Source organism: Bacteroides sp. 224 (assembly GCF_010500995.1).
Taxonomy (GTDB): Bacteria; Bacteroidota; Bacteroidia; order Bacteroidales; family Bacteroidaceae; genus Bacteroides.
On record NZ_QVMK01000054.1, the window covers coordinates 1 to 19983 of the forward strand.

The 19983-nt window shown below is 38.4% G+C and carries 26 protein-coding genes; 5 read left to right on the forward strand and 21 right to left on the reverse strand.

The genetic code is table 11. From position 1 onward, the window contains the following. Positions 1–1816, forward strand: a 1816-nt coding sequence (locus tag D0T60_RS17415) for a type IA DNA topoisomerase (RefSeq protein ID WP_239059597.1), incomplete at its 5' end; no start/stop codon positions are given. Positions 1817–1925: 109 nt separating this feature from the next. On the opposite strand, the gene D0T60_RS17420 is transcribed toward D0T60_RS17415, so the two are convergent. The 21 genes from D0T60_RS17420 to D0T60_RS17520 form a co-directional block, all read right to left on the reverse strand. Further along, the gene (locus D0T60_RS17420; RefSeq protein ID WP_163219570.1) at positions 1926–2453 is read right to left on the reverse strand and encodes a dihydrofolate reductase family protein; all 528 of its coding nucleotides are present in this window, start codon (positions 2451–2453) and stop codon (positions 1926–1928) included. Between the two features lie 305 nt (positions 2454–2758). Continuing rightward, positions 2759–3037 carry a helix-turn-helix domain-containing protein gene (locus tag D0T60_RS17425; protein ID WP_163219572.1) on the reverse strand — a complete coding sequence of 93 codons (279 nt, stop codon included), beginning with the start codon at positions 3035–3037 and terminating at the stop codon, positions 2759–2761. Positions 3038–3049: 12 nt separating this feature from the next. After that, complete coding sequence (locus D0T60_RS17430) at positions 3050–5080, reverse strand: bifunctional DNA primase/helicase (RefSeq protein WP_163219574.1); 2031 nt, start codon at positions 5078–5080, stop codon at positions 3050–3052. Then, the gene (locus tag D0T60_RS17435; protein WP_163219576.1) at positions 5043–5402 is read right to left on the reverse strand and encodes a helix-turn-helix domain-containing protein; all 360 of its coding nucleotides are present in this window, start codon (positions 5400–5402) and stop codon (positions 5043–5045) included. The genes D0T60_RS17430 and D0T60_RS17435 overlap by 38 nt, the downstream gene beginning before the upstream one ends. Before the next feature lie 161 nt (positions 5403–5563). Beyond that, the gene (locus tag D0T60_RS17440) at positions 5564–6415 is read right to left on the reverse strand and encodes an RteC domain-containing protein (protein ID WP_163219578.1); all 852 of its coding nucleotides are present in this window, start codon (positions 6413–6415) and stop codon (positions 5564–5566) included. 155 nt (positions 6416–6570) lie between these two features. After that, positions 6571–6771 (reverse strand): hypothetical protein, encoded by a 201-nt coding sequence (locus tag D0T60_RS17445; protein WP_163219568.1) that lies wholly within the window; start codon positions 6769–6771, stop codon positions 6571–6573. Positions 6772–6789: 18 nt separating this feature from the next. Beyond that, positions 6790–7692 (reverse strand): permease, encoded by a 903-nt coding sequence (locus D0T60_RS17450; protein WP_163219580.1) that lies wholly within the window; start codon positions 7690–7692, stop codon positions 6790–6792. 27 nt (positions 7693–7719) lie between these two features. Further along, positions 7720–8250, reverse strand: coding sequence for a hypothetical protein (locus D0T60_RS17455; protein ID WP_163219582.1), 531 nt, complete (start codon positions 8248–8250; stop codon positions 7720–7722). Positions 8251–8325: 75 nt separating this feature from the next. After that, positions 8326–8628: a helix-turn-helix transcriptional regulator gene (locus D0T60_RS17460; protein WP_163219584.1), complete on the reverse strand. Its 303-nt coding sequence runs from the start codon at positions 8626–8628 to the stop codon at positions 8326–8328. A gap of 55 nt (positions 8629–8683) precedes the next feature. Beyond that, a complete protein-coding gene (locus D0T60_RS17465) occupies positions 8684–9211 on the reverse strand; it encodes an outer membrane beta-barrel protein (protein ID WP_163219585.1) in 528 nt (175 codons plus the stop codon). Positions 9212–9281: 70 nt separating this feature from the next. Next, on the reverse strand, positions 9282–9740 hold the full coding sequence (locus D0T60_RS17470; RefSeq protein ID WP_163219587.1) for a hypothetical protein: 459 nt from the start codon (positions 9738–9740) through the stop codon (positions 9282–9284). Positions 9741–9974: 234 nt separating this feature from the next. Further along, entirely contained in the window at positions 9975–10301 is a 327-nt protein-coding gene (locus D0T60_RS17475; RefSeq protein WP_163219589.1) for a cupin domain-containing protein, read from the reverse strand. A 12-nt stretch (positions 10302–10313) separates the two neighbouring features. After that, positions 10314–11141 (reverse strand): arsenite methyltransferase, encoded by an 828-nt coding sequence (arsM, locus tag D0T60_RS17480; RefSeq protein ID WP_163219591.1) that lies wholly within the window; start codon positions 11139–11141, stop codon positions 10314–10316. A 14-nt stretch (positions 11142–11155) separates the two neighbouring features. Next, on the reverse strand, positions 11156–11614 hold the full coding sequence (locus D0T60_RS17485; RefSeq protein ID WP_163219593.1) for an arsenate reductase ArsC: 459 nt from the start codon (positions 11612–11614) through the stop codon (positions 11156–11158). 12 nt (positions 11615–11626) lie between these two features. Continuing rightward, positions 11627–12934, reverse strand: coding sequence for a permease (locus D0T60_RS17490; protein ID WP_239059598.1), 1308 nt, complete (start codon positions 12932–12934; stop codon positions 11627–11629). Positions 12935–12981: 47 nt separating this feature from the next. Beyond that, positions 12982–13215 (reverse strand): thioredoxin family protein, encoded by a 234-nt coding sequence (locus tag D0T60_RS17495; RefSeq protein WP_163219596.1) that lies wholly within the window; start codon positions 13213–13215, stop codon positions 12982–12984. A gap of 11 nt (positions 13216–13226) precedes the next feature. Beyond that, the gene (locus D0T60_RS17500; protein ID WP_163219631.1) at positions 13227–13925 is read right to left on the reverse strand and encodes an aromatic aminobenezylarsenical efflux permease ArsG family transporter; all 699 of its coding nucleotides are present in this window, start codon (positions 13923–13925) and stop codon (positions 13227–13229) included. Beyond that, positions 13925–14353, reverse strand: coding sequence for a nitrophenyl compound nitroreductase subunit ArsF family protein (locus D0T60_RS17505; protein WP_163219598.1), 429 nt, complete (start codon positions 14351–14353; stop codon positions 13925–13927). The genes D0T60_RS17500 and D0T60_RS17505 overlap by 1 nt, the downstream gene beginning before the upstream one ends. Positions 14354–14384: 31 nt before the next feature. Beyond that, entirely contained in the window at positions 14385–15419 is a 1035-nt protein-coding gene (gene arsB, locus D0T60_RS17510; protein WP_163219600.1) for an ACR3 family arsenite efflux transporter, read from the reverse strand. Then, positions 15412–15927: a GNAT family N-acetyltransferase gene (locus tag D0T60_RS17515; protein WP_163219602.1), complete on the reverse strand. Its 516-nt coding sequence runs from the start codon at positions 15925–15927 to the stop codon at positions 15412–15414. Before D0T60_RS17515 ends, arsB begins: the two co-directional genes overlap by 8 nt. An 81-nt stretch (positions 15928–16008) precedes the next feature. After that, on the reverse strand, positions 16009–16347 hold the full coding sequence (locus tag D0T60_RS17520) for a helix-turn-helix transcriptional regulator (protein WP_163219604.1): 339 nt from the start codon (positions 16345–16347) through the stop codon (positions 16009–16011). A gap of 824 nt (positions 16348–17171) precedes the next feature. Here D0T60_RS17520 and D0T60_RS17525 point away from each other — a divergent pair. Genes D0T60_RS17525 through D0T60_RS17540 form a run of 4 tightly spaced genes read left to right on the forward strand, consistent with a single transcriptional unit; the run spans position 17172 to position 19923 of the window. Further along, positions 17172–18413, forward strand: a complete 1242-nt coding sequence (locus tag D0T60_RS17525; RefSeq protein WP_163219606.1) for a site-specific integrase — start codon at positions 17172–17174, stop codon at positions 18411–18413. Between the two features lie 11 nt (positions 18414–18424). Then, a complete protein-coding gene (locus D0T60_RS17530) occupies positions 18425–18934 on the forward strand; it encodes an ORF6N domain-containing protein (RefSeq protein WP_163219608.1) in 510 nt (169 codons plus the stop codon). 6 nt (positions 18935–18940) lie between these two features. After that, positions 18941–19360: a virulence RhuM family protein gene (locus tag D0T60_RS17535; RefSeq protein ID WP_163219610.1), complete on the forward strand. Its 420-nt coding sequence runs from the start codon at positions 18941–18943 to the stop codon at positions 19358–19360. Positions 19361–19389: 29 nt separating this feature from the next. Next, positions 19390–19923 (forward strand): hypothetical protein, encoded by a 534-nt coding sequence (locus D0T60_RS17540; protein WP_163219612.1) that lies wholly within the window; start codon positions 19390–19392, stop codon positions 19921–19923. Positions 19924–19983: the final 60 nt, after the last annotated feature.

Consider the following 19983-nt stretch of genomic DNA (forward strand, 5'->3'; position numbering starts at 1 on the left):
AGAGCCGTATACGAGGAGACTTGTACGTACGGTTCGGGGGCAGGCTCCCGGAAACCTACCGTCGCAAGGCGGCAAGGCGCCGGGTGCCGAGCCTACTATCTACCAATATCTTGAGTGCCGGAAACCTTTCGTCCGCTTATGGATAAGCAGCCTGACGGATAAAGCCATTCGGGACGGATTGCAGAATCTCAAGAACGGGACAATGTACGATAACCTTTTCCGGTCGGCAAAGGCAAGAAGCGAAGCAGATTGGCTTATCGGTATTAATGCTTCCCAAGCGTTAAGTATAGCTGCCGGAAGGGGGACATATTCTTTGGGACGGGTACAGACACCCACGCTGGCGATGATATGTTCCCGTTATCTTGAGAACAAGAACTTCGTTCCACAGAAATATTGGCAACTGAAATTACAAACCGGGAAAGACAGCATCGAGTTGTCAGCCCTTTCAGAAGAAAAATTCGGTAGCCAGCAACCTGCCATCGACAAGCTGCAAATAATAAAGGATAGCGGTCAGGTGCAGGTTAAATCGGTGGAATGTAAGGAAGTGAACCAAGAACCACCGCTTTTGTATGACCTTACCACCTTGCAGAAGGAAGCCAATACAAAACTTAATTTCTCCGCAGATAAAACGCTGTCTATTGCACAAAAACTGTATGAAGGTAAGCTGATTTCATACCCCCGAACCGGAAGCCGTTATATATCACAGGACGTTTTCGATGAAATACTGGAACGTATTTCCCTGCTGGAAACTTACGACCGGTTTGCCGGCTATGCAAAGTCAATGAAAGGTAGCAGCCTGAACCGCCGAACAGTAGATAATAAAAAAGTTACAGACCATCACGCTTTGATTATAACCGAGAATAAGCCGGGCAGTTTACAGGCGGACGAACAGGCTATATACGAACTGATTGCCGGAAGGATGCTGGAAGCTTTTTCGGAAAAGTGTGTCAAGGAAGTTACTTCAATTTCTCTCACCAGTGGCGAGAGTATTTTTGCAGTGAAAGGAACAGTAATAAAGTCTGCTGGATGGCGGGCTGTTTTCAACGCCCAAGAAGAAGGCGAAGAAAATACCGTTTTGCCAGCACTAAAAGAAAATGAGAATTTACCCCTCTCCGATATTGAGTTGCTGGAAAAGCAGACTAAGCCTAAACCGTTACATACGGAAAGTTCGTTGCTATCGGCTATGGAGAACGCTGGGAAAGAACTGGAAGATGCCGAACTGAAAGCCAGTATGAAGGATTCCGGTATCGGTACGCCAGCGACACGGGCTGCGATTATTGAAACTCTCTTTACCCGCCAGTATATTATCCGGGAGAAAAAAGCCCTTGTACCGACCGAAAAGGGACTGGCGGTTTACGATATAGTCCGGGACAAAAAAATCGCAGACGTGGAAATGACTGGTATGTGGGAAAACGCACTATCCAAGATTGAAAGCGGGGAAATGAATCCCGACACCTTCCATAAAAGCACAGAAGTTCATGCTTCACAGATAACCAGCGAACTTTTAGGGGTACAGCTCACCTTATCAACGCAGCAGGATTTAATCTGCCCGAAATGCGGGACAGGTCGGATCCTGCTGTATCCGAAAGTGGCAAAGTGTGATAATATTGATTGCGGGCTGGTTATCTTCCGAAACAAAAGCGATAAGCAATTAACGGATAAGCAGGTAACGGAACTGGTAACAGCGAAGAAAACAGGAGTGATAAAAGGTTTTAAGAGCAAAGCCGGAAAGCCCTTCGATGCTTCACTGGCTTTTGACGACCAGTTCAATGTGGTATTCGTTTTCCCTGAAAAGAAAGGGAAATCAAGGAAATAATCTGAAATTCCGTATCTTTACCACAGAAAATTCCATTATGAATAGATTTTATGCTATCCGTAATTGAGGATTTTTGTGGTTAGCACCCGGTGGGGACACTGGGTGCTTTTCAATTTAATTCATGCCTAAAATGATATGTCGCACATAATATCCCACCATCCAGTGAATGACAATCTGATAATTCCCATTCTGAACCGATTGTTCTTCCGATAAAAGAAACACCTTCGCCCAACATGATAGGAACAGTGTAAATTGTCAATTCATCCAGCAGTTGAGTATTGATTAAAGATGTGATAAGTTTACCGCCCCCAATAACTACCAAATTGGATTCTGTTTCTTTTTTTAGTCCCTGAATAACATCAAAAGGATTGTCGGTTATGAAAGATAAATACTCTTCCTGAATAGTATTTATGGGAGTATTTGCGACAACAAAAGTCTTTTTACTTTTGTATGGCCAACCACCCCACCGTTCAAAAATAAAATTATAGGTATTTGTGCCGGAAATCAGCATTTCTGCGGAACTATATACTTTGCTGATAGATTCTTTTACTTCTTTTGTAATCCAGTCAATTTCACCATCCTTACGAGCAATAAACCCGTCAAGAGATACAACTATTTGCGCTTTTAAAATTCCCATATCAATAGGTATTAAACAGTTATTAAACTGTTCGCCAGCCCATCAAAAAGAAGCGTGGAACTCACACTGCTCCGATACGAGGTACTGGCATACCTAAGAATAGAAGACAGGCAAGCCCACGCTATACAACGATAGCATAGACATTGCACAGTAGTCCCTATTCTTTTGAAAATTGCCAGTTTTCGTATCGAGACGTTCTGCGAACGTTATGTTATATATCAATACTGAAAGATTAACTTTCAGCTTTTTATCTCAAATTTTCCTCTGCAAAGATACTGAAAGTCGGTGATATAAGCTATTATTTTTTACAGTTTCTCCCGAATCAACTTATGTACATCGGTGGCTTTATAATAGCATCGACCATCATCCAGTTTTATATAGGGCAGGATACCTTTTTTCCGATAACGCTGGAGTGTGCGAAGGCTAACTTTCAAGAGAAACATCAAATCCTGATTATCCAAAAGCTGTTCACCATCCAAACAATTACGCTGGGTTGTCAATCGGTCGATTTTCTTTTCGGTCATATCGAACCTATCCATTATACGTTCCATCCAAGCGATGAATGTTTCTCTATCTATATTCATAACAATAACCGATTAAAAATGACCTTTGATAAAATAACTCTGATTTGAAGGGTCTTTAATGATAATTTCCTTCTCCCGCATAAAGCGTATATAACTTTTCGCCGTGCGTTCCTTTACATCCATAATCTGCTGTATCTGTTCGCACAGGTCTATATAAGTGATAAATGTTTGCTGGTCGAACACTTCACGGGCTACGCTTACCAGTTCTTTTTCTTTCCGCTTCTCTTTTTCTTCACGGGGCTTTTCACCACGATATAGGTGCATCCCGGTTTCCTTATCCCAAGAAAAAAGCATTAATGGAACATCCAACGGGCTGCCTTCCCGAACCTTTAAGGCTTTTACTACTGATACAGTCGGTTCATTATCCAGTTCGATGGAGAGGATGGCAGCCGATTTCCGTTGCAGTTCCGACCCCAAGTGTCCACGAAGCTTTAATCCGTTCGGGACATAGTGCAATACACACACAATACAGGTCTGATATATTCCAGCCAATCGGTAGAGTTCATCGACAACCCGCAAACTTTCGGCTTCATCATTGGCTGAATGTACCAAATCGGCAATACCATCTATTACGACCAACTGGATACCGCCATATTGATAATGAAACTTATCCATGCTTTGTACAATAGCCTGTAAACGTTCTTTGCGGGACATCCCGGTAAGACAGAAGGCTTTCAACTCTTCCGGCTTTTCCGGTTGTTTTGCCCGCTTTAATAGGTTGGAAACATTCTTAAACAGTTGTACTTCGGACTGTTCTGTATCATACAACAGGACGGCTTTATTTTGGCTATTTTCGTGTACATTGATTCCCAGTGTATCAATACAAATATTTTCCGGTCTGATTGACCCGGCAACCAACGCAGCAACATAGTTGCTTTTACCTGTACCTTCACCACCTGTGATGCAAAGGATATTTCCTTGTGTTCCCAGTGGTACATCCCCGGCAGATATGATTTCCTGTGCCTTTGCCGGAGGGTTGTTAAAATCTATTTCGCACGATTTCAGCATAGTCATAGTATCGCTGTATAGAGTATCTAAAAAATCAAGGAAGAGTTTCAGGAACGATTCACGGCTATTTCCAAGCCCGAAATAATCGGATATATCTTTCTCTTCTTTTGTTCCTGAAAGTGGTAATAGAAGGCGTTTTACGCCGTATTCCGCCAACTGCTTTTCATGTTTGGAAGAACTCTCAAGCCCGGTTTTATCTACATCATAAAGCAAAATGATATGTTTGAACCGGAATGACAGTTTATGAATGATAGTTGTCGGAATGTTTACGGTTTCACTATTGAAGCATATTGCATGAAATCCCTTTGCTGCGAGGGAAAGAACATCTTTTTCACCGCCAGTAATAAAGACTGTATCACCTTTGGCTGGTAACTGTTCCAATCCGAAGCTGTAATTTTCCCCCATATCACCCCCATATAGGAATCGCATTTTGGAAAATGGACGGTATAGCTTGATATATCGTTTGTTTTTATAACCAAATATCGGTTCGCCCAATGATGAAGTTATGAAATAAGGCTTTCCTTCTGAATTTTCACTTTTGAACTCTCTAATAGAACATACCTTATACAGTATCAATATTTCAGGAGTGATGCCGAACTTTTCCCAGTATTCCAATTCATTCCGAGAAAATTTTTGTTCCTGAAAGCTATATGGTTTAGCTTTCTTTTCAGGAATGACAAGTATAGATTCCTTCGGGTTATATGGTGCAGAATTATCTGTATTCTCTGATAATCCAAGCGATAAATCCTGATTAATGGTTTTCAGTATCTCGACAAAATCATTAGCATTATTACAGTTCAAACCTTTCAGTTTTCCTACGAGGTAGAAACAATCCCCACTATACTCGTCATTCCCAAAGTCTTTCAACTTATATACTCCGGCTTTTCGGTCAAAATAAATATTACACGAAGCCTTGCTGTCTTTATACAATGGGTTGAAGAAATTACGTCCAACACGCCATTGACAAGCAATGTAATATCTAAAAACGTTCAATCCGTTACTTGTTCTTTCTAAGATTTCTTCTTTCCTTAACATACAGCTTGTGATTTGTTACTAAGTCATTTAAACATTCTGAATTGCTTCTAATCAGCCGTTCTTCCAGCATCCGTTTGATTTCTCCTATTTTGTAGAAATACCGACCCCGAATATTGGAATAGGCGATTGTGCCTGATACTCGAAGCCTTTGTAATGTTTTGTCGCTGATTTTTAAGAATGTGCAGACTTCGTAACTATCCACCCATATTTCATCTTCGTTTATATCTTCCGATTCCTGTTTGTTAAGGATATAATCTGCAATAGCATTAATCTTTGCTTCCAATTCCTTAAATGCTTTCGATTCTATCGTTATGACATCCATAATTGTAACTTATTGATTTGCTGCAAAGATGAAGGGATTTGTTTGAACAAAAACCACAGTTTCGCCCACCTGTGGCGATATTTTTTTCAATAAAAAAAGGCGAAACATTGATTGCTTCGCCTTTGGTAACTTGCCAGTACCTCGTATCGGATTGATGATTATTAGTCCTCTTCTTCCATCCGCCGAAGAAGAGCCTTTTGAAGAATATCTAAATACCTTGTTCTGTTAATCTTACGTCCCTTTATTTCCATATATATGTGATAAAAGTCCCCTAAGTCAATATTAAACATTGCTTCAAAATTTTCTGCTATTGTTTTTATATCAACAGTTCCCTTATCGAATGCACCACAAGTATCAAAGGCGTAAATCAGTTCTACAAGTCCACGTTTTGACCCCGTCCAGACCATTTGACAACAAGAACCATTATTTTTCTTTCGAAGTCCCTCATTTGTTAGCTCTTTTGTTCTATTGGTGAGATGAATTTTAAGTAATTCATTAGCTAAAATTTTTGCAACCTTGAAATCATAACTGGTGGAGAACTGTGGGTCTGAATCAAAAAAGGAATTATCTATAATTAAATGAATATCAGGTTTTCCACGAAGAAAATACTTATCGTCAAGATAACAAGCATTTGTCCGGTAGTATTGATAGAAAGTGAGATTCTGATTAAAGAAGGTAGTCAGAAAATCTAATTCCGAAACATAGTATTGTGTTTGAACATCATCGCTTCCGGTAGGGCGTTTCAACTCAATATTATAAATGCTATTGTAATAGATTAATTTACTGCTGATTTGCGGTTTTAAATGTTTGAAGAAATATATTTCCTCTGAATTATCACTAAAATTATATTTCAATATGAAAGACTTTAATTCAGACATTACATCTTGCAAGTAATTAATGACATTTTTACAAACATGGAGAAAGTCAGATTCGTTTAATTCGATTGTTTGAATTTCTGAATCAACATCTTGTAGTAGATTGCTGAAATAGTCTTTTATTGTTATTTCTTTCATTGATGTTTTCTTTTAATTCCTAATAGATGTGTTCCAATTCTCTCTCTTTCATATTATTTTTATATAGGATAAAACAATAAGAACCTGAATCCGTTAATAACAGTTTCAGGTTCTTTTCTCAAAAGTAGGTGAGCCTACATAGAAGGTATCATCTATCAGCACCCACAACCACGATTAACCTGATTGGTTTGCTGCCCAGAATTATCCCCTTCTTTCTTTTCTTCTTGTTTGTCTGACACTTGTTTGTCAGTACTTTCATTTACCGGAACTTCCTCTATTTGTAGTCCACAACTACATCCTTTATTGTTAGATGCAAACAGAGAACTAAAAAATCCTTTTTTCTCTTTCTTTTCCATGATTTGAAACTTATTGAATTAATAAAATAGATTGAAAACATACCCTGCGATAACTGCTGTAAAAAATATTACTGCCACTATCATAAAGACCATTTTTCTTTTGAATATACCTGCAAGCATCGACATTTCGGGTATTGCCATTCCTGCACCACCAATGATTAATGCAACCACAGCACCGATACTCATACCTTTGCCTAATAATGCCAACCCGATAGGTATTGCCGTTTCTGCCCGTATATAAAGTGGTACGCCTACGATTGCAGCAACAGGAATAGCGAAAGGATTATCAGGCCCGGCTATTTTGACTACAAAATCTTCGGGCAGATAACCGTAAATAGCAGCACCAATTCCCACCCCTATAAAGAGGTAGCCAAGAATAGGTTTCATGCTTCCCCAAGCAGCAATAAAGGATAACTTTATTTTTTCTTTAAATGGTAACTTGCGCTTACTTACAGCTTCTTCCGTATTTTCCGCTGCACTTTTAATTCTCACATTTTTCATGTACTTGATACCGCCTGTTTTCTCCAAAACATAACCGAAAGCAACAGCACTGATGAAGGCTACGATGAAATACATAATGGCAGCTTTTATCCCGACCATAACGCCAAGCATTCCTATGATAATCGGATTAAGTAAAGGTGATGCGATAAGGAATGACATGGTAGAACCGAATGGCACGCCTGCATTAAGCAAACCTACTGTCATAGGAATTGTTGAACAGGCGCAAAATGGGGTTAGTGAACCAAAAACTGCTCCGAGGATGTTACCTGTAATTCCTTTGCCGGATAGTTTTTTTTGAATTTTTTCTGCCGGAATGTACATAAGAATTATTTCAACTATCATACTTATAAGCATGAATAAGACGAGTAACTCCGCAGAGATAAACAAGAAATACTTGATTGTTTCTATTAACGTGTTCATATTTAAAATTTATGTAGATTATTTTATTTATTGAGGGCAACAACTGGGTGCTTTTTGCTCCTTTTGCGTTTCAGTAGTGGTTGGCTGTGTTGCCGGACAGCAACCTGAATTATCCTGAATCTGTATCAGTTCTTCCGTTGGGCAACACCCGCCATTAGGTGAGTTTACGGTTTTACTTTCATTAAAGCCGATTACTAACATGGCAACAATGATTACAGCACCTGTCCAAAGAAATATTTTTTGGAATAGCCGGGATTTTGGTTTACCTGTTTTTTCTGATTCGCTTGCACAGCAGCTATTTTCTTTCTCTGTCCCACAACAACTGCCTTTCTTCTTGAAATAGACCTGATAAAAGCCAAACAGTAATGATAGAATTGCAAACCCGATAAACCACCATCGGTATTCGGCAAAAAAACTAAGCTGTGAAGCACCAATGCCTAATGCAGCAAGGATACCCGCTAATATTGGTAGTCCACAGCAACCTACTAACCCAAGCATAGCAAGAATAGAGGATAATACCCCCATAATTGTTGTCCAAATTGTTTTTGATTTACTCATTGTTTTCTGTATTATTTTATTGTTTATCTCATTAATCCTATATCGTAAATATACGATAATATAGGGTAAAAAATTTTATTCAAAAAGCTCTTTGAAAAATTGTTTTGCAATAGTATAATGTTCTTTACTAATACAATACCGAACCTTCGGTGGAGTAATTTCGCCTTCAATCAATCCTGCATTTTTTAGTTCTTTCAAATGCTGTGAAACGGTAGATTGAGCAATAGGCAAATCTTCGACTATATCACCACAATAGCAATAGTCCTGCTTTGAAAGAAGCCTTAAAATGGCAACCCTTGCCGGATGGCTTAATGCTTTAGCATAACGTGCTATTGCCACATCCTTTTCATCAAATTGTTCTGCTTTACTAAATGCCATATCTGTTACTTTTAAATCAATCGCAAATATACGATGGATATTTTGATTAAAAAAATTAGAAGCTATAAAAAAAAACGAAACTTAAACTATTTCCGCTAAGGTCTAAGCCCCAGCCTTTTTCTCCCAAAGCATTTATATCGCTATCTGTATCCCTGTATCCTAAGAATCCAAAATGGGCTGCTAAACTAAACCTATCAGTCAGACCAATTATCATGCCCGGTTTCACTCCAACCTGCCAAGCGGTTTCAGATTTACGACCTGTCGGCTTGTCATTAGATAAACCGAATGTTCCATCCATAAACAGCCTTACTTTCCCTGCTGTAAAGTAAGAATAACGAGCGTATGGATTTAACGTGAAAGAATTAATTTTTAAGTCTTCGTGTTTAGTGTATTGATAACCGATACCAATTCCAAGATACCATTTACTTGAGAGGCTGTAACCTATATCCGGCGTTATGGATAAGGTTGTTTTATCTGCACTGTTATTGTTCCAAAAGCCCAAAGAGCCACCAAGACAAAAATCTTGTGCATTAGCTATGCTTACCGCAAAGACAGCTATAATCACCATGACAATTTTCTTCATCGTTTTCTTTTTAATTATTAATAATTATTGCAAAATGAAACTCCCAAACTTGCTGGGTAACTTTAGATTATTAGCGGGAACAACAGCCACTTTGGACAACCTTCTTTGATGCAGCAATAAGGTCGGATTCTTTAGGAACTCCTGTGAATTGCCCCGTTACAAAACCTTGTTTGTTTATCACGATGGTAACAGGTTCTTTCAAGGGTTCTGTTATTTTAAGTGTTTTCAGTAGGTTTTCGTCAGCCTTATTATCTGCATCCACTTCAATCGTTTCGACTTTGCCGGATAATGCTTTTTGAGATTCTTTGCATACAGATAAAGCTTTTTCCTTATCCTTTAATCCCTGTTTGCTAATCACAACAAAAATCGCTTTGCCCTGTTTCAATACAGAAACAATTTCATCTTGTTTTGTAACTTGACTGCTATTTGTAGAAGTCATTTTTTCTTGCGCATAACTGCCAGTGACAGTCATAAGTGAAAGCAAAAATATTGCAATGCTTTCACTGATTTTCAATTTTCTTTTTTCCATATCACTATATAATTAACTTATTTTATCGCATATCGTAAATATACGATGATTTGTAATAAAAAAATATCACTCGAAATCAATCGCAAATATACGATGAAAGATTTGATTCGCCAAACAGGAAGAGAAAAAGATGATGTCCTTTTCTCTTTATCCCTGTCTTATAGCATTATATATTTTTTCTTTCGCTTGACAGTAGTAAAACTGCCGTCTGAAATCACCTTCACTTTATAATCCTTACCCTTTAATCATAGTAAGCAACATCTTAAATTGCTTGCTTGCATACAAAGCATGAGGAATACCCGCAGGCATAATTATAGACTGACCAGTAACCAGCATCAAGGGTTTACCGTTTATGGAAATTTCAGCTTCTCCGTCTAAAATTTCTACCATAGCATCAAATGGGGCGGTATGCTCGCTTAGTCCCTGTCCTTTGTCGAAAGAAAACAGGGTAATGTTGCCTGCTTCATTCTTCAATACTTGTTTGCTGATTACTCCACCAGTTGAGTATTCAACCATTTCTGCCATATTCAGTATGACTCCTTTTTCAAATAATTCATTCATAACTATATTCTTTTAACAACATCCACCGCATGAACACCCCCCAGAGTTTTTTCTTCCGGTAACTGTTATGGAAACAATCGCATTCACGGTTTTGAAAGCATTTATTTCATCTTCGTTAAGATACTTTTCAAGAATTTCATCGGGAATGGTAATTTCTTTTTCCTTACAAATGATAATTTCTGCAAATCCAGCTTCTTTTATTTTCTCAAGATATTGAGCTTTTGGAATTGCTCCCGATACACAACCGACGTACATTTCTGCTGCATGTTTCAACTTTTCGGGTATTTCTTCATTGAGAACGACATCCGATATGCAAAAATGTCCCCCGGTCTTTAACACACGGTATATTTCATGGAATATCCGGTCTTTGGAAGGTAGTAAATTCAGTACGCAGTTACTTATAACCACATCGGCACGACCTGCACTTACGGGCATATCTTCAATATCTCCCTGCCGAAAACTCACGTTTTGTATTCCACGTTTCTTTGCATTGGCTTTAGCCTTTTCTATCATGGGTTCTGAAAAGTCAATACCAATGACTTTTCCTTCATCACCAACTTCTGCCTGTGCAATAAAACAATCATTCCCAGCACCTGAACCGAGGTCAATAACAGTATTTCCTTTCTCTATACCTGCATATTGGGTAGGCAATCCACAGCCAAGTCCGAGGTCAGCATCTTCGTTGTATCCTTTGAGCGTTGAATAGTCATCGCTCATAATATTATAGACTTCTTTTGTAGGACTGCACCCACAACAACAGCCTGTTTCTTTTCCTTGCAAAGCAATATCGCTATATTTCCGTTTTACTATTTCTTTTAGCTTATCATTACTATTATTCATAACTTATTGCTGTTTTATTCCCATTCGCCGGAACAGGCACATTTGGGCATTTCTTTCTTTAATATCTGTGTAATGTAAAATTCGGAAAACTTATTCTTTATCTCAAACCTTGTCCGATAAAACGGGTCTTTGATAAATTCCGGTGTACCTTTTGCTCTTGATGGGTCACTAAATCCGAAGTGCAGACGTTGTGTCACTTCGCCTGTAAATACAGGGCAGGTTTCATTGGCTTCATCACAAACGGTTATTACATAATCCCATACCTGACCAATATATTCATTCACATTATGCGGTTTGTGATTGCTAATGTCAATTCCTACTTCTGCCATTACTTCAATAGCCATCGGATTTACTTCATCAGCAGGTTTTGTACCTGCTGAAAAGACTTCGATTTCTTCGTCAAACGATTGCAGAAAGCCATGAGCCATTTGGCTGCGACAGCTATTTCCTGTACATAGAATCAATATTTTCATTGCATTGTATTCTTAAAAAAATGTTCCATAAACAAGACCGGAGATAGTTGCCATGATAATGACCAGTGTTACATATACAACCGTCTTTTGCGTACCCATCACACCACGAATAACAAGCATATTAGGCAGGGAAAGTGAAGGGCCTGCCAGTAGCAAAGCCAATGCAGGGCCTTTTCCCATTCCGGAAGCGAGTAAGCCTTGAATAATAGGCACTTCGGTCAGCGTTGCAAAATACATAAATGCCCCTGTAAAACTGGCAAAGAAGTTCGATAGCAAGGAGTTCCCACCTACCGCCCACTCAATCCATTCGTTCGGTATAACACCCGGAATGGCTGTATTGTCGTGTGTAGAACCGAGCAGGAAACCTGCCGTAACCACACCGATAGCGAGCAAGGGCATTATTTGTTTGGCAAATCCCCACGCCGAAAGTGTCCATTCCCGGTTTTCATCATCCCGTTTATCAAAGAGAGTAACGAGAGATAGAGCAGCAATACCAACAATCATCGGAACAAGCGGGACTAACTTCGGGTTTGGTATGAATTGGTAAGCCAGAAACGCAGATAATCCTGTCGCCAAAACACCTGTCAGCACCCATTGCCATTTAATTTTCAATATAGTTACGAGGGAATAAGCGAGTATAAGAGAAAGCGCACCTGTTATATGCCATTTATAAGTAAATATGTAGAACCATATACTTGAAGTATCATCGGCTGCAGGCGCACCCCAATTCGCAAAGACAAGAATAAATACCAGTGTAAAGAAATGGAGCATAGTTTGCGACATAGGACGTTTAGCAGGTGGAGGAACAATATTCATTTGTTCTTCTTTTTTGGCTTTTTCTTCTTTTCGATAGATAAAAGACATAATCAGTCCGATAACAACTGAAAATGTAATTGCCCCAATCATGCGGGCAACACCCATTTCCACCCCAAGAATACGCCATGTGAGAATAATGGATAAAATGCTAATTGCAGGTCCTGAATACAGGAACGCAATGGCTGGTCCTAATCCTGCTCCACGTTTATAGATGCTTGTAAACAAGGGTAATATAGTACAGGAACATACCGCCAAAATAGCACCAGAAACAGCGGCAACCGTATAGGACAGCCATTTCTTAGCATTTGCTCCGAAATATTTCAAAACTGCCCCCTGACTGATAAAAACGGCTATCACACCTGCAATGAAAAAGGCAGGTAGAAGACACATGACAACGTGTTCTTGTGCGTACCACTTCGACAAGTCGAGTGTTGCATCAATCGCTGTCATAAACCGTTCACTGCCTAAGGGTAGGAAAAATACTCCGGCGAAAATGACAACCATCCAAAGAAGGATTTTCAACTCTTTTTTAGTTTCCATGTGTAGCTTTATTATACTCCCAACAGTTGGCGGATTTCGCTTTCGGAAGGAACGTGACCTTTGATTTTTACTTCACCGTCCACAACTATGCCCGGCAAGGTCATTACATTATATTTCATGATTTCCATAATATCTTCCTGTTTGGACAATTTTATATCTAATCCGTTATCTTCAATTACTTTCTTTACTGTTTCGTAGGTTGTTTTACATTTGGCACAACCTGTACCTAATACAATGATTTCCATATTTGTAATTATTAAATTCCTGTTATTATATAATAGATTCCGACAACAATAAATATCGCTGCCACAATCCATTTGAACCATTTTTGAAAAACACTCATTTTGTTATAGAATTTCCCCACGTTACTCACGCTATATGCCAAAAGCCATGCGATGATGATAACGGGTAATCCCGTTGCAATAGCAAATACAGGTGGAAGCAGTAATCCTGATGGGCTGGCAATCGTCATCGGGATTAATCCGCCGAAATACAAAACCCCGCTATAAGGGCAGAAAGCAAGCGCAAAAAGTAATCCCAGTAAGAACGCATCGAGGTAGGTTTTCTTTCCTTCTTTGTTTTCTATCTTTGAAGTTAGCTTATTCATTCCCGGAAGCTTTATTTTGATAATGTCCAACATAAATATTCCGATAATAACCAATGCTATTCCCAGCCACATCCCACCTACGTTTTGCAGTAATTTGGCTACCTGAAACTGGCTTGCTCCGAAATAGAAAATCAATCCGAGTACCGTGTAGGTAAACATTCTACCAAGCGTATAGAATACACCATTGAACATTACCCTACGTTTATCGCCTATATCTTTACTCAAGTAAGCCGTAGCAGTAATATTGGTTGCCAACGGGCAAGGGCTGATTGCGGTCATTATTCCCAAGAGAAATGCTGTCAATAATGGAAAGTTAGACCCATCGACAAGGTTTTGTAAAAACTCCATCATAACCTTTTATCGACTTCGGTTTTGATAAGGTCGGTAAGGTTTTCAGGACTATTCAAAGCGTTGGCAAATGCTTTGTCGGTAATATCTATGGAATTGTCCCCTTTAGAAACAATGAGGGCATTCCATGTTACTTCGTATTTTTCTACAAGTGAAGCATTTTGCTCTTCATCGGTTTTTACTTCAATGAATTTTACACTGGGATTGTCCGCATAAAGTTCTTTTATGGTCTTTTCTGTCACATCACCCACTGCAATGCAGGTTTTACAACGTTGTTTGCCGTGGAAATAGTAAACGTTCACAGTAGAAGCATCCGTTACTTGTTCTTTAGCTTCTGTTCCAGTAGTTTGTCCGTTGTTCTTTTGTGTATTACCACCGCAGGCAACTAACAAAGTGGCGAAAAATACGATTAAAATACTCTTTTTCATTTGATTGTCTTTTTATTGGTTTGTACTATGTTTATTTATAATATTTCTTCCGAAGCCAAAATGCTAAGTTTACCAACAGGATTAATACCGGGACTTCAACCAACGGCCCGACTACTCCGGCAAAGGCTTGTCCGCTATGTAATCCAAATACGCCGATTGCTACTGCGATAGCCAGTTCAAAGTTATTTCCGGTAGCAGTGAAAGCGATGGAAGCATTTTTATCGTAAGAAGCACCCATCCACTTACCTGCGAAGAAACTAAGCAGGAACATTACGACAAAGTAGATAAGTAACGGTATAGCTATACGAACTACATCCATTGGTATTTGTACAATCAGTTCACCTTTCAGGCTGAACATAAGAATGATTGTAAATAACAGTGCGATTAAGGTTATCGGGGATATTTTCGGGATAAACTTTTCCTTATACCATTGTTCGCCTTTCAATTTCACTAATATAAGTCGGCTCAATATACCCATTAGGAAAGGAATACCTAAGTAGATGGCAACTGTTTCGGCAATCGTACCGATAGAAATATCAACGATAGCCCCTTCAAACCCGAAGAGGGGAGGAAGCTTAGTAATAAATAACCAAGCGTAGAAACTGTAAAAGAATACCTGAAAGATACTGTTCAGGGCTACTAAACCAGCACCGTATTCCGTATTTCCTTCCGCCAAGTCATTCCACACAAGAACCATCGCTATACACCGTGCTAATCCGATAAGGATTACACCTACCATATATTCCGGGTAATCATGTAAGAAGATGATGGCAAGTAAAAACATTAATATCGGCCCGATAATCCAATTCAGGATTAACGAGACTGATAATATTTTTACGTCCTTGAAAACCTTCGGTAATTGTTTATAATCGACTTTTGCCAATGGCGGATACATCATTAAGATTAAACCGATGGCTAAAGGGATGTTTGTAGTTCCACTGGATAATGAATCTATCGTAGTGCTGAACGATGGGAAAAAGTAACCCAGTCCAACTCCGATAGCCATTGCCAAGAATATCCAAAGAGTGAGATTCTTATCTAAGAAACTCATTTTTTTCTTACTCATTGCCTTCTGATTTTTTATTATTGAAAATAAGCAGCCAATGTCCGACATCCCGCCATTTGTCAAACTTCCATCCGATTTCTTTCATGTGAGAAGATTGCTTAAAACCAAATTTCTCATGTAACTTCACGCTTCCTTCATTTGGGATGCAGATTCCGGCAATTAACACATGAAGGTTTTCCCTATCTATGTTTTGGAATAAATGTTCGTACAGCGTAGAACCCAGCCCTTTCCCTGTATAGTCTTTATCTAAATAGATGGTAACTTCTTTCGTAGAAGAGTAAGCACATCTGCCGTTCCATTTATGGATGTAGTAATAGCCCACTACTTTGCCTTCAATTTCACCTACATAATAAGGAAAGCCGGAATCAATAATTTCATTGATTCTTTCTTTCATTTCAGTTTCAGGCACAGGGGTTGTTTCAAACGTTACAGCCGTATTCTCAACGTAGTAGTTGTAAATCTCACAAATCCTACGGGAATCTTCTAATTTCACTTTTCTAATCAGCATCCTATTTCTAATTTATTACAATCGTACATTTGCGAATAGTGCGTATTTCGTAGATGTACGAATATACAACATAAAAAAACACTAATTTTGAGTATCACAACAACTGTCTGCAACTTCTACTTCGGTCAATAAAGCTTCAAATAACTTTTTCGCTAAAGACCAGTTTTTCTTATTAATACAATACTTAACAGAAGGCAATGTAATTTCGCCCTGTATCAAACCTGCATCTTTCAGTTCTTTCAAGTGTTGAGACAGCGTACTTTTTGCCACAGGCAAAATTTCCGACATATCTCCATGATAACAACAAGTCTGACTTGCCAATAATTGTAATATGGCAATTCGGACTGGATGGGAAAGTGCTTTGGCAAAACGTGCCATTTGCTCCTGTTCAACTGTATATCCCTTTTTTGCTTTTTCCATCTTCTTTGTTTTATTGTTCGCAAACATACGAACTATTTTTCAAACCACCAAACATTATTCAGAAATTTAGTGCAAGATGAAATCCGCATGAATAATTTAATGTAACCACCATTAAGTTAATGGTGGTTACATTAAATGAGATAAGCCTAAAGTAATACTGTCTTTATTCACAAAATCAAAGGCTTTGGAATATTACCTATGCTGGGTCATCATTACAAGTTTGGAAAAAACTACCGCTTTTATTAGAAAAGGCGGTAAAATAATCCCGCTATCATTGTCCAGTGCAAGGTGCAAGTATCTATATAGATAAGCTTGCACCTTGCACTAAGGCTAATACATTGAAGGCTAAATATTTTGTAAACATGAAAATTATATGTATCTTTGAACCCAAGATATATGCAGAAGTGCATAGGTCAAAGGTGGACAAATAGGGGTTATTAAATTTGTGCCTATTTCGTTACCGATAATAAGTTTGGGAAAGTTAAAGCATTGACTTATACGCATATCCGGGGAAAAGGTTCATGTACCTCTCTCTCCGCTGAGAAGCAAAGACTTCTAACAGACAAAAGGAGACAAGTCCTGTAAAATCAAGGTTTTACAGGACTTTTTCTTTTATAACTAAATCACCTGAAAGACCCGAAAAGGACAAAAATAGACACCGTCGGGTTACTAAAAGGTTACTCAAAATCAGGTCGAAAAAATAGTAACCAATTTCCGCATAAGTCCTTGAACTGTCGCATATTGTCCGCGATTCAACAGCTTGTAATTTTATTATTCACCCTACCTTTGTCTCGATGAGATTTAGGTGCAAAAATTTAAAAATTATGAGTAGTTCATTTAAGATTCTTTTCTACATCAAGAAAAATCAAGTAAACAAGAATGGAAAATGCACCATTATGGTACGCCTTTCCATTAACGGAACAAGGACACAATTCAGTTCTAAACTGGAAATTGAGCCTGAATTATGGGACACAAATGCTGGAAGAGGAAAAGGAAAATCAACGACTATCCTAAGGCTAAATCATCTGTTGAATGATATCCGCACTTCCCTCACAACCACTTATTATGATGTCGAGAAAAAAGAGCATGTTACCGGAGAGAAGATCCGTAATATTTTTCTTGGCTACACTACCGAGCAACAAACCTTACTGACCGTTTTTGCCGAACACAATGTCGAAGTAAAAAAGATGGTTGGCATAGGTAAGACCAAAGCTACTTTGGAAAAATACGAACGGACATACAACCGATTGAAAGATTATCTGGAAACTCGTCATCGGGTTTCTGATATTAGTCTCAGGGAAATCAATCATAGTTTCATTACAGGCTTTGAAACGTATCTTCGGGTTGATTGTAGATGCAACGAAAACACGACGGCGAAATTTATGCAGTTCTTTAAACGAATTGTAATTATAGCCCGAAACAATGGATGGATTGTTGGCGATCCGTTTGCAAACTATAAAATTCGGATAAAGAGAGTTGATCGCGGATATCTGACAGAAGATGAACTTCACGAAATCATAAAGAAGAATATGACTTCCGAAAGACTTGAACATGTACGGGATATCTTCATTTTTAGCTGCTACACCGGACTTGCTTATATAGATGTAAAGAATCTCAAAGAAGAAAATATCCGTAAATCGTTTGATGGCTCTCTATGGATTATGACTAAACGCCAAAAGACAAGTACAACGGTTAATGTACCTCTCTTGAAAATTCCATCAATGATATTGAAAAAGTATAGAGGCAAACTAAAGAACGGACAATTACTCCCAGTTTTGAGTAACCAAAAGACAAATTCTTATCTGAAGGAAATTGCCGATTTATGTGGTATTGAAAAGAATTTGACATTTCATTTGGCCCGCCACACGTTCGCCACGACTACGACTCTGGCCAAAGGCGTTCCTATTGAGACGGTTAGCAAAATGCTTGGTCATACAAATATTTCAACCACTCAGATTTATGCCCGAATAACAAACTCTAAAATTAGCGAGGACATGAAAGTCTTGGCTAAAAAAATGAAGGGTGCAGAGAAAATGTATGAAGAGATAAATACAATAAATCAATAAATTCAAGTATCATGGAACTACAAGTTATTCAAAGCAAAATTTATCAGATTCGAGGCTTACGTGTAATCCTTGACAAAGATTTAGCAGAACTCTACGAAGTAACCACTTCTAATCTGAATAAGGCAGTAAAGCGAAACCTTGACAGGTTTCCTTCCGATTTTATGTTTCAACTGAATAATGAAGAATTTGACTTGATATTCCAAAATGGAACATCAAGTTGGGGTGGTACTCGAAAATTGCCCTATGCCTTTACTGAGCACGGTATAGCGATGCTTGCCGGATTGCTCAACAGTAAAAAAGCGATTGACATGAATATTCAGATAGTAAGGGCATTTATCGCACTTCGTCAGTATGCTTTGGGTTATGCAGAACTCAATCAGAAGCTTGAAACGTTTATGATCGAAACCAATATGCAGTTCAGCGATATTTATCAGGCTCTTACGGAACTTGCTTCACAAAAGGAACAGGAAAACAAGCCCCGTAAGCGCATAGGCTTTAATATTCAACAAGATGAAAATTAATAAATTGTGGAACGAGGATATATCAAAATTAAAGAAAATAGTGAAAGTCAGCTAATTGTTGAAGCGAAACTTGTAAATTGCACCCTATGGATGACAAAGCATGAGATAGCTGATTTGTTCAATGTATTTGTGAGTTCAGTCGGAAACAACCTACGGGCTATATTCAAATCCGGGTTATTACGTGAAGAAAACGTAATCCGAATACACAAATACGAGCATAAAGGTCGCCAGTGCGAAATGACATTATACAATTTGGAAGCATTGATTTTTGTCAGTTATCGAATAGCTTCGTTTGAAGCGCAAGCGTTCAGGGAATGGGTTATGAAAGCATTAACCGAATATACCCGGACAAAACAAAAAAAAGAAGCAGATGTTTTGATTGTGTACAACCTATCTTCAAAACTCCCTGCTATAACATTAAATTAATTCAAACTCTTATAAACAGAAATATAGTCATGAAAAATGTAATCTATCTATTAATTGCGGTTTTCTTGGTTTCCTGCGGTTCAAATTCTTCAAAGAACAACTATGAAGAAACCATTACTAGTTATCTGCTAAAAGGCAGCGACACAAAAGAAAATCTCAACTTCAAAATTGTTGAGATCAACGAATATGGCACTGTTACAGTTGCCGACAGTATCGCTTATCTTACTGATGAGTTCAGGAAAGAAAAAGAACTTATAATAAAACGTGTCGAACTGGCAAAAAAAATGAGTGAGACACTATTGACTAAAGCAAAAAAGCAAAGCGATATTGACAAGTACAATACTGATATTGCAGAAATTAGCAATACTATTGATTCGCTTAAAAATCTCACGCCCGATAATCTGCGGGGATATGACAGCCGAAATGCCAATGACGTACTTGCGGTAATTGTCCGTTGCAAATATTCACTTGTTCCTCCGGGCAGAACAGCCATTGAAGAAACATTTGATTTCTATTTATCTCCTGACGGAAGTAAATGCTACGGTAAGAAAAAAGCCAAATAACATACATTGTTCAAATATAACGAAGCCTGTTTCTGAAACATGAAGCAGGCTTTTTTTGTT